Raw genomic sequence first — 15,548 nt, 5'->3', positions numbered from 1 at the left:
AGGAACGCCATGCTGACCGCTGCCCAGGTGCTCGCGGAGAACAACTTCGGGGACACCCGCACGGGTGGGCTGGCCGGCCCGATGGGCCTCTTCCTCATCCTGCTGCTGGCCACCGCGACCATCCTGCTGATCCGCAACATGAACTCCCGGCTGCGCCGGCTGCCCGACCGGTTCCCCCAGCAGGGGCGGCCGACCGACCCGACCAGGGCCGATACGGCAGTCGCCGATCCGACAGACGGGACCGGAGGCCGTGATTCATCCACGCCCGCTCCCAACGGGCACCAGCAGCACCGGAACGGGTAGTCCCCGCATGATTCACGCCCAACCGGGTGGTCGCCCCCTGTTGCGACCACCCGGTTTGGCTTAGCCTTCCGCCGGGGGGACCAAAAGTCCCCGAGCCGTGCGCGGGAGGGGGCGCCGATGACAGTCACAGCACCGGCCGCCCGTCGTACCCTCGCCAGGCCGCCTGACGGGGGAGGTCGATGACCTCCGGCCCGGTCGGCGACCGGCTCGGGGTACGCGGCACGCCGGTCCGGCTTCTCGTGCTCACCGCAGCGGTCACGATGACCGCAGTCGTCGCCGCCACCGTGGGGTTGACCCTGCCCGCCAACCTGCCGTCGGACGACCCGCTCGGTGGTCCGGCCCGCTTCGGCATCGCCGTCGGCGTCGTCGCCCTCGCCCAGCTCGCCCGGCTGCGGTTCCGCTCACCGGCCGGGATGGTCAGCATCACCTGGGGCGAGGCGGCGTTGATCGTCTGCCTCTACCTGGCGCCCGCCGGTTGGCTGCCGTCGGCCACCCTGCTCGGCGCCGGGCTGTCCTGGACGGTGCTCTCGCTGCACAACGACCGCCGCCCGGCACTGGAGATCGTCCGGATCGCGGCGTCGTTGGCCGCCGCCACCGCGCTGGCCGTGTCCGTGGCCACCGCGTTGGGGGAGCCGCTGCTCGCCGCGCCCACCCCGATGCTGGCGCTGGCCGTGATCGCCGGCTCGGTGACGTACCTGCTGGTGACGGCCTGGCTCGGCGGGGTGACGCTGGGCCTGCGGCACGGTCTGCCGATCGGCCCGCCCCTGCTCGCGGCGCTGCGCGGCAAGCTGCTGATGTTCGTCGGCAACGTGGCGGTGGGCTTGGTGGTGGTCGCGCTGCTGGAGCTGGACGCGCGCTGGCTGCTGCTGCTCCCGCCGCTGCTCTGGCTGCTCCAGCAGACCTACCGCTACCGGCTGCGGGCCGACCAGGAACGCCGGACGTGGCGGGCCTTCGCCGAGGCCACCGCGGCCCTCAACCAGCTCGACGAGCGGGGCGCGGCCAGCGCGGCGGTCACCGGCGCGCTGGCGCTGTTCAACGCCGAGCTGGTGGACGTCGACGTGGCGCGGGCCGACGGCCGGTGGCGCCGCTACCGGGGGGACGCGGGCGGCCAGATGGTCGACCGTGAGGTGGGTCCACCGGACCTGTCGGAGCCGGACGAGCACGAGCTGATCCGTCCCCTCTCGGTCGGCGCCGCGCCGGTCGGCCGGCTGCGGGTCCGGTTCCCACGATCCGCCCCGCCGAGCGACCGGGAACGCGACGCCGTCGCCGCGTTCGGCGACGCCCTGGCCGCCGCGCTGCACGACGCCGCGACCCACCGCGAGCTGCGGCTGGTGACCGCGCGGTCGTCGTACGAGGCGGTGCACGACCCGCTCACCGGGCTTGCCAACCGGGCGGCCATGCTCGGCAAGGGTGACCAGTCGTTGCGGCAGCTCGCCCACGACCACCCGGTGGCGCTGCTGCTGCTGGACATCAACCAGTTCAAGGAAGTCAACGACACCCTGGGGCACGCCGCCGGTGATCAGCTGCTGCGGCTGACCGCGAACCGGCTCAGTTCGATGGCCCGGGCCGGTGACCTGCTCGGCCGGCTCGGCGGTGACGAGTTCGCGCTGCTGCTCACGTCCGTGCCGGTGCTCGGCGACCGGGCCGCGCCGCTGGCGCACGCGCTGCGCCAGGCCCGGGAGATCGCCGAACGGCTGGCCGCCCCGACCGAGGTGGCCGGGGTGCGCATGTCGATCGAGGTGTCCGTCGGGGTGGTCGTCGCCGACGCCGGCACTGCAGACATGACCGAGCTGCTGCGCCGGGCGGACATCGCGATGTACCAGGCCAAGGAGGGTGGCGGCAGCGTCGCCGCGTACGACGGCAGCCGGGACGCGGCAAGCACCGACCAGCTCGCCCTGCTGGCCGAGCTGCGTGAGGCGCTGAAGGTCGACGACCAGCTGGTGCTGGCGTTGCAGCCGGCCGTCGACCTGGCCACCGGCGCGCCCACCGGCGTGGAGGCGCTGATCCGCTGGCAGCATCCCCGCCGGGGCTGGCTGGGCCCGTCCGACTTCATCCGTCCGGTGGAGAACAGCGAGCAGCTCGGCACCTTCACCAGGTACGTGCTGGACAAGGCCCTCGGTGTGGCCGCCGGCTGGGCGCGGGAGGGGCTGGACGTACCGATCTCGGTGAACCTCTCGGCGCGCAGCCTCCTCGACCCCCGGCTGCCGGCGGAGATCGCCGATGCGTTGCGCCGGCACCAGGTACCACCGCACCGGCTCGTGTTGGAGATCACCGAGACCGTGGTGATGAGCGAGCTGGAGGTCATCGACGAGGTGCTGGCCACCCTGCGGTCGATGGGTGTGCAGCTCGCCGTGGACGACTTCGGCACCGGCTTCTCCTCGCTGACCTTCCTCACCCGGATCGCTGTGGACGAGTTGAAGGTGGATCGCTCGTTCGTGATCCGGATGGCCGATTCGCCGGAGGCCGCCGCGATCGTCCGGACCACAGTGGGTCTCGCCCACGAACTGGGCCTGCGGGTGGTCGCCGAGGGGGTGGAGACCGCCGAGCAGCGGATGGCGCTGGCCGAGCTGGGCTGCACCTCCGCGCAGGGCTACCACTTCTTCAAGCCGATGCCGGCGGACAAGATCGGCGCGGTGCTGGGGACGCTGCGCGACTCGGCCGAGTCGAACGTGTTCCGGCTCCGCGCCGACGGCGCCTCCTGACCACCGGGCACGTCCCGGCGGCTGTGGTTATGGTCGTCGGGTGAACCGACTCGCCGACGCCACAAGTCCGTACCTGCTCCAGCACGCCGACAACCCGGTCGACTGGTGGCCGTGGTGCGACGAGGCGTTCGCCGAGGCGAAGAGGCGCGACGTCCCGGTGCTCATCTCGGTGGGTTACGCCGCCTGCCACTGGTGCCACGTGATGGCGCACGAGTCGTTCGAGAACGAGCAGGTCGGCGCCCTGATGAACGACAACTTCGTGTCGATCAAGGTGGACCGCGAGGAGCGCCCGGACGTGGACGCGGTCTACATGACCGCCACCCAGGCGATGACCGGTCAGGGCGGCTGGCCGATGACCGTCTTCGCCACCCCGGACGGCACCCCGTTCTTCTGCGGCACCTACTTCCCGCGCGCCAACTTCGTCCGGCTGCTCCAGTCGGTCACCACCGCCTGGAAGGACCAGCGCGAGGAGGTGCTGCGCCAAGGCGCCGCCGTGGTCGAGGCGATCGGCGGCGCGCAGGCCGTGTCCGGCCCCACCGCGCCGCTGGACGCCCCGCTGCTCGACGCCGCGGCCGCCACGCTGGCCAACGAGTACGACGCCACGAACGGCGGCTTCGGGGGCGCCCCGAAGTTCCCACCGCACATGAACCTGCTGTTCCTGCTGCGCCACCACCAGCGCACCGCCGACCCGCGCAGCCTGGAGATCGTCCGGCACACCGCCGAGGCGATGGCCCGGGGCGGCATCTACGACCAGCTCGCCGGCGGTTTCGCCAGGTACTCGGTGGACGCGCACTGGACGGTGCCGCACTTCGAGAAGATGCTCTACGACAACGCGCTGCTGCTGCGTGTCTACACCCAGCTGTGGCGGCTCACCGGCGACCGTCTGGCCCGCCGGATCGCCCGGGACACCGCCCGGTTCCTCGCGGACGAGCTGCACCGGCCGGGGGAGGGGTTCGCGTCCGCGCTGGACGCCGACACCGAGGGCGTCGAGGGCCTCACCTACGCCTGGACGCCAGCCCAGCTCGTCGAGGCGCTGGGCGAGGAGGACGGCCGGTGGGCCGCCGACCTGTTCGCCGTCACCGACGACGGAACCTTCGAGCACGGCATGAGCGTGCTGCGCCTCGCCCGGGACGTGGACGACGCGGCACCCGAGATCCGGTCCCGCTGGCAGCAGGTGGTGGGTCGGCTGCTCGCGGCCCGCGACGAGCGCCCCCAGCCGGCCCGCGACGACAAGGTGGTGGCCGCCTGGAACGGCCTGGCGATCACCGCCATCGTCGAGTTCCTCCAGGTCGCCGCGCTGTACGCGTCGCCCGAGGACGACGACGTCAACCTGATGGAGGGCGTCACCATCGTCGCCGACGGCGCGATGCGCGACGCCGCCGAGCATCTGGCCACCGCTCACCTGGTGGACGGCCGGCTGCGCCGCGTCTCCCGCGACGGCAGGGTCGGCGATCCGGCCGGCGTCCTGGAGGACTACGGCTGCGTGGCCGAGGCGTTCTGCTCGCTGCACCAGCTCACCGGCGAGGGCCGCTGGCTCGACCTGGCCGGCCAGTTGCTGGACGCCGCGCTGGAGCACTTCACGGCGTCCGGCGGCGCGTACTACGACACGGCCGACGACGCGGAGCGGCTGGTCGCCCGACCGGCCGACCCCACCGACAACGCCACCCCGTCCGGCCGGTCCGCGTTGGTCGCCGGGCTCGTCGCGTACGCGGCACTGACCGGGGAGACCCGTTACCGGGAAGCCGCCGAAGAGGCCCTCGCCACAGTCGCGCCGATCGTCGGGCGGCACGCCCGGTTCACCGGGTACGCCGCCACCGTCGGCGAGGCGCTGCTGTCCGGGCCGTACGAGATCGCCGTGGTGACCGACGACCCGGCCGGTGATCCGCTGGTGGCCGCTGCCCGCCGGCACGCCCCGCCCGGCGCGGTCGTGGTGGCCGGGCTCCCGGACCAGCCCGGCGTGCCGCTGCTCGCCGACCGGCCGCTTGTCGACGGGCGGCCCGCCGCGTACGTCTGCCGGGGTTTCGTCTGCCAGCGACCGGTCACCTCGGTCGAGGAGCTGGTCGCCGAGCTGGGTGGGGCCCGCTGACCGTCGGCTACTGGACGTGACAGCCGACCTGGTCGCCGATCTCGTTCGGGATGCCGAATGAGCTGCATTCGAGGGCGCTGCCCTCGCCGATCTTCTTCCACCTGCCGGCCGCGTACTCGAAAACGATCACGCCGTCGCCCTGCTGCCCCGGGTCGACAGCGATCACACCGGCTGTCGCCCAGCGGCGTGCGCATTTGATGTGCTCCGGGTTGATCCGGTGGGTGCTGCCCAGCCCCGCCGCCTTGTGCAGGGTCGCGGCGCTCACCGGGCAGGCGGCGGCGGTGCTGGCCGACGTGGCGGGTGCCGGGCTGGGGGTCGACGACGCGTCGCTGGATGCCGTCGCACCGGAGGGCGTGGCGCTGGGCGCGGACGTCGTGGCGCCGGATCCGGCCACGGGATCGGGCGACGCGGTGGTGCAGGCCGTCAGCACCGCCAGCACGGCGACGGGCACGAGGACCCGTAGAGCTGCCAGATTCATCATCCCCCATGGTCCAGCGTGGATGGTCGATGCCTGTCACACGTCCGGTCAAGCCGCGGGGTTGCGTCGGGCACCGTCGCTTTGGCGACAACCGGCACCACGCCGCCCCACAGCCCGAAATGCTGCAATAGTCAGTCGCATGTCCGTGTGGGGTGGCGATCCCGTGTCGCCCGGGTGGGTCGCCGGCCCTCCGGGGTGGCTACGTCGATGGCCCGGATAGGCTGGCCGCGCTATGGATTCCCGCACCGGACTACCAGTTGTCGGCATGGTGGGTGGCGGCCAGTTGGCCCGGATGACCCACCAGGCCGCGATCGCCCTCGGCCAGTCACTGCGCGTGCTCGCGGCGGCCCCCGACGACGGCGCGGCCCTGGTCGCCGCCGACGTCCAGTACGGCGACCACACCGACCTCGCCGCGCTGCGCACCTTCGCCAAGAGCTGCGACGTGGTCACCTTCGACCACGAGCACGTGCCCAACGGGCACATCCGCACGCTGGCGGCCGAGGGCGTGTCCCTGTACCCGCCGGCGGACGCGCTGCTGCACGCCCAGGACAAGCAGGTCATGCGGGAACGCCTGACCGAGCTGGGCGCGCCGAACCCCGCGTGGATGCCTGTCGGCGACCCGGCCGACCTTGTCGACTTCGGCACGCGCGTCGGCTGGCCTGTGGTGCTCAAGGCGGCCAGCGGTGGCTACGACGGCCGGGGCGTCTGGATGGTCGACGACGCCGCCCAGGCCACCGAGCTGGCGACCACGCTGCTCGCCGGTGGCACCCGGCTGATCGTCGAGGAGCGGGTGCCGCTGCGCCGGGAGTTGGCCGTGCAGGTGGCGCGTTCGCCGTTCGGTCAGGTGGCCGCGTACCCGGTCGTGGAGACGGTCCAGCGGGACGGCATCAACGTCGAGGTGCTCGCCCCGGCCCCCGGCCTGGACGAGGACCTGGCGGTAGCCGCCCAGCAGCTCGCCATCGACCTGGCCACCGCGCTCGGCGTGGTCGGACTGCTCGCCGTGGAGCTGTTCGAGGTACGCGACGCCGCCGGCCGCCCCGCCATCGTGGTGAACGAACTGGCCATGCGGCCGCACAACTCGGGGCACTGGACCATCGAGGGCGCGCGGACCTCCCAGTTCGAGCAGCACCTGCGGGCGGTGCTGGACTACCCGATGGGCGACACTGCGCTCACCGCCCCGGTGGTCGTGATGGCGAACGTGCTCGGTGGTGAGCCGGGCGGCATGTCGATAGACGAGCGGCTGCACCACCTCTTCGCCGCCGAGCCGGGCGCGAAGGTGCACCTCTACGGCAAGCAGGTGCGGCCCGGCCGCAAGATCGGGCACGTGACGGTGCTCGGCGACGACCTGGACGACGTACGGGCGCGGGCGGCGCGCGCCGCCCGCTGGCTGCGCGAGGGGCACGAGTGACCCGGGCGGCAGCGAACCAAGGAGGAACCGCAGTGAGCACCGTCGGGCTGATCATGGGCAGCGACTCGGACTGGCCGACCATGCGGGCGGCGGCCGAGGTGCTCGACGACTTCGGGGTGTCGTACGAGGTCCGGGTGATCTCGGCGCACCGGACTCCGGTGGCGATGATCGAGTACGGTCGCGACGCCGCCGACCGGGGCCTCAAGGTGATCATCGCTGGCGCGGGTGGCGCCGCTGCCCTGCCCGGCATGGTCGCCTCGGTGACCCCGCTGCCGGTGATCGGTGTGCCGGTGCCGCTGAAGCACCTCGACGGCATGGATTCGCTGCTGTCCATCGTGCAGATGCCGGCAGGTGTTCCGGTGGCCACCGTGTCGATCGGCAACGCCCGCAACGCCGGCCTGCTCGCCGTACGGATCCTCGGCGCGTCCGACGAGGCGCTGCGCGCCCGGATGGCGACCTACCAGCAGGACCTGGAGAAGCTGGTGGCGGAGAAGGAAGCAACCCTCCACGCCACCCTGCCCTAACCCCCCCGCCCTCCGCGCCCCGTCCTCGCCGATCTTGCACTTCCGGTCGGAGGTTCGCGGCTTTTGCGCCTTATGTCGAGGCAGAAGTGCAAGATCGGCGCGCGCGGCCCCAGGGGTTTATCTCATGCCTCTCAGGGCTGTCTGGAGGCGTTCCTGGGCTCGGCGGCGGCGTTCGTTGCTGGCGCCGAGCACCAGCAGCAGGATGCCGACCGGGATCAGCGCCAGCCACGGGCCGAGACTGAACAGGGCGTGGATGGCGGCGATCGCGGTGACCGACGCGCCGACGATCACCGGCGCCTGCTGCCGGCTGGACGAACCGAAGATCAGCACCCCGACGGCGCCGAGCAGCAGGAGCATCTGCCGCAACGTGCTCGACTCGGTGGCCAGCACGATCGCCAGGGTCGGCACGAATGCGGCGACCAGCGCCGGCCCGTACGCCACCCAGCTGCTGAGGTCCGGTCGGTGGCGCAGCTCCAGGACGCCGACAAGCAGGGCCAGTGCGGCGAACGGCAGCGTATAGGCCTCGGGCAGCGCCACGTCGGCGACCCTCATGAGGATCCACCAGGCGGTGATCTCGCAGGCCACCACCGACCAGAACAGGATCCGGCGTTCCACCGGCCGCCGGCCGGGCCGGGTGGCGGCCACGCCGAGGACCGCCCCCCAGGCGGCGAGCAGGGCAGCGATGTGCCGGGGCGAGTCGAAGGCGAGGGCGAGGGCGATCAGTGCGGCCGCGTACCCGCTCCACTCCACCGTGGAGGCTTCGCGCTGCGCTTCCGGACGGCGCAGGCGGGGCAGGGTCGCGGCGCACACCTGGAGGGCCGCCCCGACCGCGAGCACCCCGAACGCGGACCAGACGGCGGCCAGCCCGGCCACCAGACCGGCGGTGAGCACGAAGAGCTGCGCCATCAGTGAGGCGAAGAGCCAGCCGAGGATGCGGGCCCGCTGGGTGGTGCCGTAGAACGCCCCGACGGCGCCGACGGCTACCGCGCTGCCGAGGGTGAACAGCGTCATGTCCCTGGTGGCCAGGCTGCCGGCCAGACCGGCGCTGCCGGCGGTCAACCCGATGACGAACACCAGCACCCGGGCGAGCCGCAGCGAGCGCGCCGGGTCGACAAGCGGGGGCGGCGGGGTCAGCGCGAGACCGAGCATCGCGATGGTGAAGACGGCGAGCGCGGCGACGGTGCTCGCCGGCCAGCCCTGGCCCAGCGCGATGGGCGTGATCAGCAGGGTTACGGCGGCGCCGGGCAGCACCACCGGAACGGCCCGGGACCGCCGTCCGCCACTGAAACCGGTGGCGGCGAGCGCCGCGGTCGCGGTGAGCAGCAACGCGGTGAGCACGTGGGTCGGGTTGATCACGTCCGGGGGTGGGGTGAGCAGCTCGGGTGGCGGCCCCTGCCAGATCCGAGCCAGCGTGCGGTGCGGCTCGACCAGGGCGGTGACCAGGGCGGGTGCGATCGACACGAGGGCCAGGACGGTCGGCAGAGCCGCCGCCGCCAGCGCGCCGGCGGACGGGCTGACCCGCCACCGCCGGTTCTCCGGGTCGTCGGGCAACCTGCGCAGCGCCCCGTTGAGCAGCACCGACCACCGGCGGACCGGCTGGGCCGAGCCGGTCGGCGGCACGGTCGCGGCCCGGATCAGCTCGGCGAGCACACCCAGCAGGGCGGCGGCGGCCGCGTAGACACCAGCGGCGAGGCCTGTGGGGATCGCCGCGAGCGCGCTGATGGTGGCCCCGCCGACCACCGCCACGCTCGCCCACGGCAGGTACTGCGGGACGTGGCGGCGGACCGCCGCCACGGCGGCCAGGCCGAGGCTTGTGGCGGCAAGCGCGGCGGTGAGCACCACCTGCGCCGAGTGGTCGAACTCGGCGGACAGCGCCGCCACCGCCCCCGGCAGGGCCAGCAGCGCGGCGCCGATAGCCGCCCCGCCGATCTGCACCAGGTGCGGTGGCATCCCCTCGGTCTCGATGTCGGTCACCTGCGGCCCGGCCAGGACGCGGGCCAGCGTGGCCACCACCACGCCGATCAGCGCGATGCTGCCCAACGCCAGCGCGGTGGTCCACGGCCGGACCAGACCGGCCCCGGCCGCGTGCAGGGCCACCGCCCCGGCGACGCTGGCCCGGGACAACGCCGCGCGGGCCTCCTCGGTGGCCACCGAGGCCATCCCGTAGACGGTGGCGACCATGCCGCCGACCAGGACCGGTGACCACCAGGGCAGGTCGAACGCGGCCGGTGCGCCGATCGTGGCGAGCACCACAGCCGCGCCGGACACGTCCCACCGCCACGGCGGCGGGAGCAGGATGCCGGCCGCGACGGCCAGCAGCGCCAGCGCGACAGGGGCCTGCCAGGTGGACCCGCCGGTCGGTGCGGCCGGCCAGCCGCTCAGGTCGCCGTCCCAGATCGGTCCCGGGGTCGCCAGCACGCCCACCCCGCCGCGCAGCGCCGTCCAACCGGCGAGCACACCGATGAGTACGCCGCCGACGGCGATGCCGAGGACCGGCCCGCGCCGCCACTCCTGCGGCATGGCGCGGACGCCCACGGCGACCACGAGCACGAGGCCGGCGGCCACCGCCAGCTGCCCGCCCGGCGTGAGTACGGCGGCGATGCGTACCAGCGTCGCGATGAGCGCGGTGGTCACCGCCGCCGCGGCCAGGTCCGAGCCGTCCAGGGTGAGGTCGGAGCGGCGGCCGGCGTCGATCGACGGAGCCAGGAAGAGCAACACGGCGGCGACCAGCAGCAGCGCGCCCACCCACGCGTCGGCGACCGTCGCGCCGGGTGCGCCGAAGGCCGCGGCGGTGACCACAAGCGCGCCGAGCCCGGTGCCCACCGACAGCGGCGCGGGGATGCGCCGCTGGGAGACCTGCACGACGGCGGCGTACCCGAGGGTCACGCAGACGGCCAGGAAGCTCGCCGCCAGCACCGGTACGGTCGCCTCGCGGAGGCTGGCCGGGGTGGGCGTGGGATCGACAGGCACGGTGGAGGCCACGAACGCGGCCACCGCGCCGGGCAGCGCGAATGCGGCGCCGCCGGCGGCCCAGGCGGCGACCGTGTCGGCGGCCTCGGAGGCGAGGCGGACCCGGGGCGCCAGCACGACAAGCGCGCCGGCCGCGAAGAGGGTGAGCAGGACCGCGGCGGTGAGCGGCGGCCGGGCGAGGCTGGCGCCCGCGCCGAACAGGCCCACCACCGCGGCGCCGGCACCGTGGGCCAGAGCGGCCCGGCTGGTACGCGCGGAAAGGCCGATCACCCCGATGCCGACCGCGGTGACGACCATCGGCCAGGGCGCCGACGCCCAACCGAGACCGAACGAGGCAGGTACGGCGAGTGCGGTGAGCGCCGCGCCGGCGACCGCGAACTCCCGGCGGATCTCCGGTGGCAGGGCCAGTACGGCGGCGATGGTGAGCAGGAACGCGGCGGCGGCGAGCTGCCAGGCGGTGGGACCGACAGCGGCGGCCAGTTCGGCCGGGTAGAGGTCCAGGTCCGCTGCCCAGGCGGGAAGTGACGCCCGGACCGGTGCCACCCCGGCGCGCAGCGCGCCTCCGGCGACCACCACCCCGCTGACGGTGAGCGCCACCGCCGAGGCGATCTGTGGGCCCCGCCGGGCGGCCTCGGGGACCGCGCGGACGGCCAGCCCGGTGACAGTGATGACCGCCGCGATGAGCAGCAGAGACCGGCCGGGCAGCGCCACCGAGACGACCCGGCCGAGTGCGCCGATCACGGCCAGGGTGAGGATGCCTGCGGCGACGTCCGGCAGCGGCGGGCGCCGAAGCACCAGCGCGCCGGCCAGCCCCACCGCGGCGGCCAGCAGCAGCGCCGCTCCGGCGCTGACCGCCGTCGGCACGGTCTGTGCGCGCAGCAGGGCGGTGACCGCGTACGCGAGGGCGACCGCGATCGCCGCCGCGTGCAGCAGCCAGATCAGCTCGCGCAGCCCGGGCACCGGGCGGGTCGGTCGGAGGTCTGCGGACCCGGGGGTGGCGTCGACAACCTCGGCGGCCTCCTCCGGGTCGCCCTCCGGTCGGCTCTCCGGGTCACGTTGACGGGGCGCGCTCGGCGCGACCGGGTCCGGCAGGTCCTGCCGGACGGGCCGTTCGAACGCCACCCCGGAGCGGGTCAGCCACAGGTCGAACACGCCGACCACGGTCAGCACCAGGGCCCAGCCGGCGGGTCCGGTGACCCGGTCGTACGCCAGCAGGGGCAGCACCGGCTGCGCGGCGAGCACTGTGGCGAAGCGGGGTACGCGCAGACCGGTCCACCTGGCGTACCCGTACGCCACGGCGGCGGTGACCGCGAAGATCAACGCGGCGAAGACGGCGCCGGAGGAGCCCCCGTTGCCGATCCGGTCCACCGCCCAGAGCGCGTTGCCGGCCAACGGCACCAGCAGCAGGCCGACCGCGGAGATCGTCTCGGCGGTCGAGGTGAGCCCGCGCCGGGCCAGCGCCGGTGGGGCGAGCAGCATCAGCGCGGTGGCGAGGAGCAGGATGCCGAGCCGGGCCAGCGCGTCCATCGAGCTGGTCGCCACCGCGGCGAAGACCACCGCTGCCACGCCGAGCAGCAGGGCACCGAGCCCGAGGGGGATGTTCTGCACCTCCCGCGACGACGCCTCCGGCGGGTGCTCCGGGTCATCGGCGTCGAGCCAGGACGGCCGGGGCGGGGGTGGTGGCGGATCCTCCGGCGCGTGCGGTGTGCCCTGGCGGGGCACCCGTGGTGGGGCGCCTGTGGTGGCGGTCGGTGGGCGGCGGCCGGGACGGCGACGCAGCACCCGGCGGGGCCTGGTGGCCTGCTTGATCCGTTCCTCACCGGCGTGCGCGAGGATGTCCCGCTGGAAGAGCGCGGCCTGCATCTTGGCCGCGATCTGCCGTTGCTCGCGGGCGATGGCGGCGTCGCGCGCCTTCATCTCCGCGATCGAGCGCTCGATGTCCGCCAGGTGCTCGACCCACTGCGGCTGGTCGGCGCCGCAGTGCGGGCAGCGCACGGCCGGCTTTATCTCCCGACCGCACGAGGTGCACTGAAAGGTCGCCACGACACCCCTCCGCTCGCACTGTGGACTCCCACTGTCGCAGCATGCCCAAAGCTGGCGCGGATTTCGACACTTGTCGGCGGGTCCGGGGCAAACAAACGACAACGGCCGGCGGCGGAGAGTGCTCCGCGACCGGCCGTCGCCGTCGAATCCGTCAGGGGCGGCCCATGCCCCGGTACTCCCAGCCGGCCTGCGTCCACAGTGTCGAGTCGAGGCAGTTGCGGCCGTCGACGACCTTGCGGCCGGCGACCAGCTCACCGAGGGCGACCGGGTCGGCGTTGCGGAAGTCGGCCCACTCGGTGAGAACGCAGACCAGGTCGGCCTCCGCGACCGCCTCATTGATGCCGACCTCGTAGGTCAGCTCGGGCACGGCACGCCGGGCGTTCTCGGTGCCCTGCGGGTCGTACACGTGCACGTCGGCGCCGGCCTTCTGCAACAGCGCGGCGACGGCGAGCGCCGGGGCGTCGCGGACATCGTCGGTGTTCGGCTTGAAGGTGGCGCCGAGCACGGCGATCCGGGTGCCGGAGAAGTCCGGACCGGCCGGCCCGGAGCGGCGGCCGAGCAGGTCCGCGGCGAGCTGGAGGACCCGGGTACGGCGGCGCAGGTTGATCAGGTCGACCTCGTGCAGGAACCGCAGCGCCTCACCGGCGCCGAGCTCCTGGGCGCGGGCCTGGAATGCGCGGATGTCCTTGGGCAGGCAGGCGCCGCCGAAACCGAGACCGGCCTGGAGGAAGCGGTTGCCGATCCGCGGGTCGTACCCGATGGCCCGGGCCAGCTGGGTGACGTCGCCGCCGGAGGCCTCGCAGACCTCGGCCATCGCGTTGATGAAGGAGATCTTGGTGGCGAGGAAGGCGTTCGCGGCGACCTTGACCAGCTCGGCGGTCGCGAAGTCGGTGACCACCAGGGGCACCTCGCGGTCCTCGGTGGCGGCCAGGTCGAAGACGCCCTTGTGCGCGGCGTAGAGCATGCCGTTGGCCCACTCGCTCTTGACGCCGACCACGATCCGGTTGGGTCGCAGCACGTCGTCGACGGCGAAGCCCTCCTGGAGGAACTCGGGGCTCCACGCCACCTCGACGCCCAGGTCGCCGGGGGTGTGCTTGCCGACCAGCTGCTCCACCCACTCGGCGGTGCCCACCGGCACGGTGGACTTGCCGACGATCAGCGCCTTGCGGGTCAGGTGCTGCGCGAGGCTGGTGACCGACGCCTCGACGTACGACAGGTCGGCGCCCATCCCGCCGGCCCGCTGCGGGGTGCCGACGCAGATGAAGTGCACGTCGCCGAACTCGGCGGTCTCGGCGATGTCGGTGCTGAACCGCAGGCGGCCGGCGGCGAGGTTGCGCTTGAGCAGCTCGTCCAGGCCGGGCTCGTGGATCGGCACCTGACCGGCGTTCAGCATCGCGATCTTGTCGGCGTCGACGTCGAACCCGAGCACGTCGTAGCCCAGCTCGGCGTAGCAGATGGCGTACGTCGCACCGAGGTATCCGGTCCCCAGGAACGTCACCCGCGGCCGAGGTGCGCCCGAAGGCGGCGTCACCGCGGCGATGGCGGGGGTCGGCTGGATGGTGGGGTAGGGGATCGTCACGCCTGTCTTCTCCGCTCGCACTGGCGGCGCGTCGTCGCGTCGCATTCTGCTGCGGCGCCTGGGCGGGCACCGGAGGGATGTCTCACTGTCTGTCTTCCATCATCGCCCAGCCGCGTGGGTGCTCCGTCATGCCCATACCTACGCGCCGGTAACATCACCTGAACTGCAGTCGCTAGTCTTCAGTCTGCGCGTTCGGCGGTCAGGAGACGTCACAGACTGCGCATGATAGCGGTGAAGGGGAGGGGCCGACATGGCCGCAGGCGAGTCGTTCGACGTCTACCGGTTGCCCGAGGAGCACCAGGCGATCCGGGAGGCGGTCCGTGAGGTCTGCGCGGCGAAGGTGGCCCCGCACGCCGCCGAGGCCGACGAGACGGCCGAGTTCCCCAAGGCGTCCTACGACGCGCTGCGGGCAGCCGACTTCCACGCGCCGCACATCCCCGAGGAGTACGGCGGGGCGGGCGCTGACGCGCTGGCCACCGCCATCGTGATCGAGGAGGTGGCCCGCGCCTGCGCGTCCTCCTCGCTGATCCCGGCGGTGAACAAGCTCGGCACGATGCCGCTGCTGCTGTCCGGTTCCGAGGACCTCAAGCGCCGCTACCTGACACCCGTCGCGGCGGGCGAGGCCATGTTCTCGTACTGCCTCTCCGAGCCGGAGGCGGGCAGCGACGCGGCCTCGATGACCACCCGGGCGGTGCGTGACGGGGATCACTGGGTGCTCAACGGCGTGAAGCGCTGGATCACCAACGCCGGCGTGTCGGAGTTCTACACCGTCTTCGCCGTCACCGACCCGACCGCCCGATCCCGGGGCATCTCGGCCTTCGTGGTCGAGAAGTCCGACCCCGGGGTCAGCTTCGGCGCCCCGGAGAAGAAGCTCGGCATCAAGGGCTCGCCCACCCGCGAGGTCTACCTGGACAACGTGCGGATCCCCGCCGACCGCATGATCGGCGCCGAGGGCACCGGCTTCGCCACCGCCATGAAGACCCTGGACCACACCCGGGTCACCATCGCCGCGCAGGCCGTCGGGATCGCGCAGGGCGCGCTCGACTACGCCAAGGGGTACGTGGCCGAGCGCAAGCAGTTCGGCAAGGCGGTCGCCGAGTTCCAGGGCGTCCAGTTCATGCTCGCCGACATGGGCATGAAGCTGGAGGCGGCCCGACAGCTCACGTACGCGGCGGCCGGCAAGTCGGAGCGCGGTGACGCCGACCTGACCTACTTCGGCGCGGCTGCCAAGTGCTTCGCCTCGGACGCCGCCATGGAGATCACCACCGACGCGGTGCAGCTGCTCGGTGGCTACGGCTACACGCGGGACTACCCGGTGGAGCGGATGATGCGGGACGCGAAGATCACCCAGATCTACGAGGGCACCAACCAGGTGCAGCGCATCGTCATGGCACGTCAACTGCTTGCCGGCATCGCCTAGCCGCCACCCGATCACACCCGCCCCACCGCCCGCGC

The 15,548-nt window shown here is 73.4% G+C and carries 9 protein-coding genes; 6 read left to right on the top strand and 3 right to left on the bottom strand.

Annotation, left to right across the window (positions count from 1 at the left end; translation table 11 throughout):
- Window positions 1-9 precede the first annotated feature (9 nt).
- The 3 genes from AB0N27_RS13215 to AB0N27_RS13205 all read left to right on the top strand — a co-directional run bounded on the left by AB0N27_RS13215 (window position 10) and on the right by AB0N27_RS13205 (window position 5,091).
- Window positions 10-303, top strand: coding sequence for a hypothetical protein (locus tag AB0N27_RS13215; protein WP_364367889.1), 294 nt, complete (start codon window positions 10-12; stop codon window positions 301-303).
- A 179-nt stretch (window positions 304-482) separates the two neighbouring features.
- Window positions 483-3,005 (top strand): bifunctional diguanylate cyclase/phosphodiesterase, encoded by a 2,523-nt coding sequence (locus tag AB0N27_RS13210; protein WP_364367886.1) that lies wholly within the window; start codon window positions 483-485, stop codon window positions 3,003-3,005.
- Between the two features lie 40 nt (window positions 3,006-3,045).
- Entirely contained in the window at window positions 3,046-5,091 is a 2,046-nt protein-coding gene (locus tag AB0N27_RS13205) for a thioredoxin domain-containing protein (protein WP_364367883.1), read from the top strand.
- A 7-nt stretch (window positions 5,092-5,098) separates the two neighbouring features.
- On the opposite strand, the gene AB0N27_RS13200 is transcribed toward AB0N27_RS13205, so the two are convergent.
- Window positions 5,099-5,569: a hypothetical protein gene (locus AB0N27_RS13200; RefSeq protein WP_364367880.1), complete on the bottom strand. Its 471-nt coding sequence runs from the start codon at window positions 5,567-5,569 to the stop codon at window positions 5,099-5,101.
- A gap of 232 nt (window positions 5,570-5,801) precedes the next feature.
- Between AB0N27_RS13200 and AB0N27_RS13195 the strand changes: the two genes are divergently transcribed.
- Complete coding sequence (locus AB0N27_RS13195) at window positions 5,802-6,977, top strand: 5-(carboxyamino)imidazole ribonucleotide synthase (protein WP_364367877.1); 1,176 nt, start codon at window positions 5,802-5,804, stop codon at window positions 6,975-6,977.
- Window positions 6,978-7,009: 32 nt separating this feature from the next.
- Window positions 7,010-7,501, top strand: a complete 492-nt coding sequence (gene purE, locus AB0N27_RS13190; RefSeq protein ID WP_357980009.1) for a 5-(carboxyamino)imidazole ribonucleotide mutase — start codon at window positions 7,010-7,012, stop codon at window positions 7,499-7,501.
- 117 nt (window positions 7,502-7,618) lie between these two features.
- Here the strand turns inward: purE and AB0N27_RS13185 are convergent, their stop codons facing one another.
- Window positions 7,619-12,514 (bottom strand): permease, encoded by a 4,896-nt coding sequence (locus AB0N27_RS13185; RefSeq protein ID WP_364367873.1) that lies wholly within the window; start codon window positions 12,512-12,514, stop codon window positions 7,619-7,621.
- Between the two features lie 151 nt (window positions 12,515-12,665).
- Window positions 12,666-14,093 carry a UDP-glucose/GDP-mannose dehydrogenase family protein gene (locus AB0N27_RS13180; RefSeq protein ID WP_364367870.1) on the bottom strand — a complete coding sequence of 476 codons (1,428 nt, stop codon included), beginning with the start codon at window positions 14,091-14,093 and terminating at the stop codon, window positions 12,666-12,668.
- A 250-nt stretch (window positions 14,094-14,343) separates the two neighbouring features.
- Between AB0N27_RS13180 and AB0N27_RS13175 the strand changes: the two genes are divergently transcribed.
- Window positions 14,344-15,513 carry an acyl-CoA dehydrogenase family protein gene (locus AB0N27_RS13175; RefSeq protein WP_364367867.1) on the top strand — a complete coding sequence of 390 codons (1,170 nt, stop codon included), beginning with the start codon at window positions 14,344-14,346 and terminating at the stop codon, window positions 15,511-15,513.
- The last annotated feature ends 35 nt before the right edge of the window (window positions 15,514-15,548 follow it).

Origin of the sequence: Micromonospora sp. NPDC093244 (assembly GCF_040683695.1) — a bacterium.
Classification (GTDB): Bacteria; Actinomycetota; Actinomycetes; order Mycobacteriales; family Micromonosporaceae; genus Micromonospora.
Note: the sequence above shows the minus strand (reverse complement) of the source record. Positions and strands in the feature narration are given on the sequence as shown.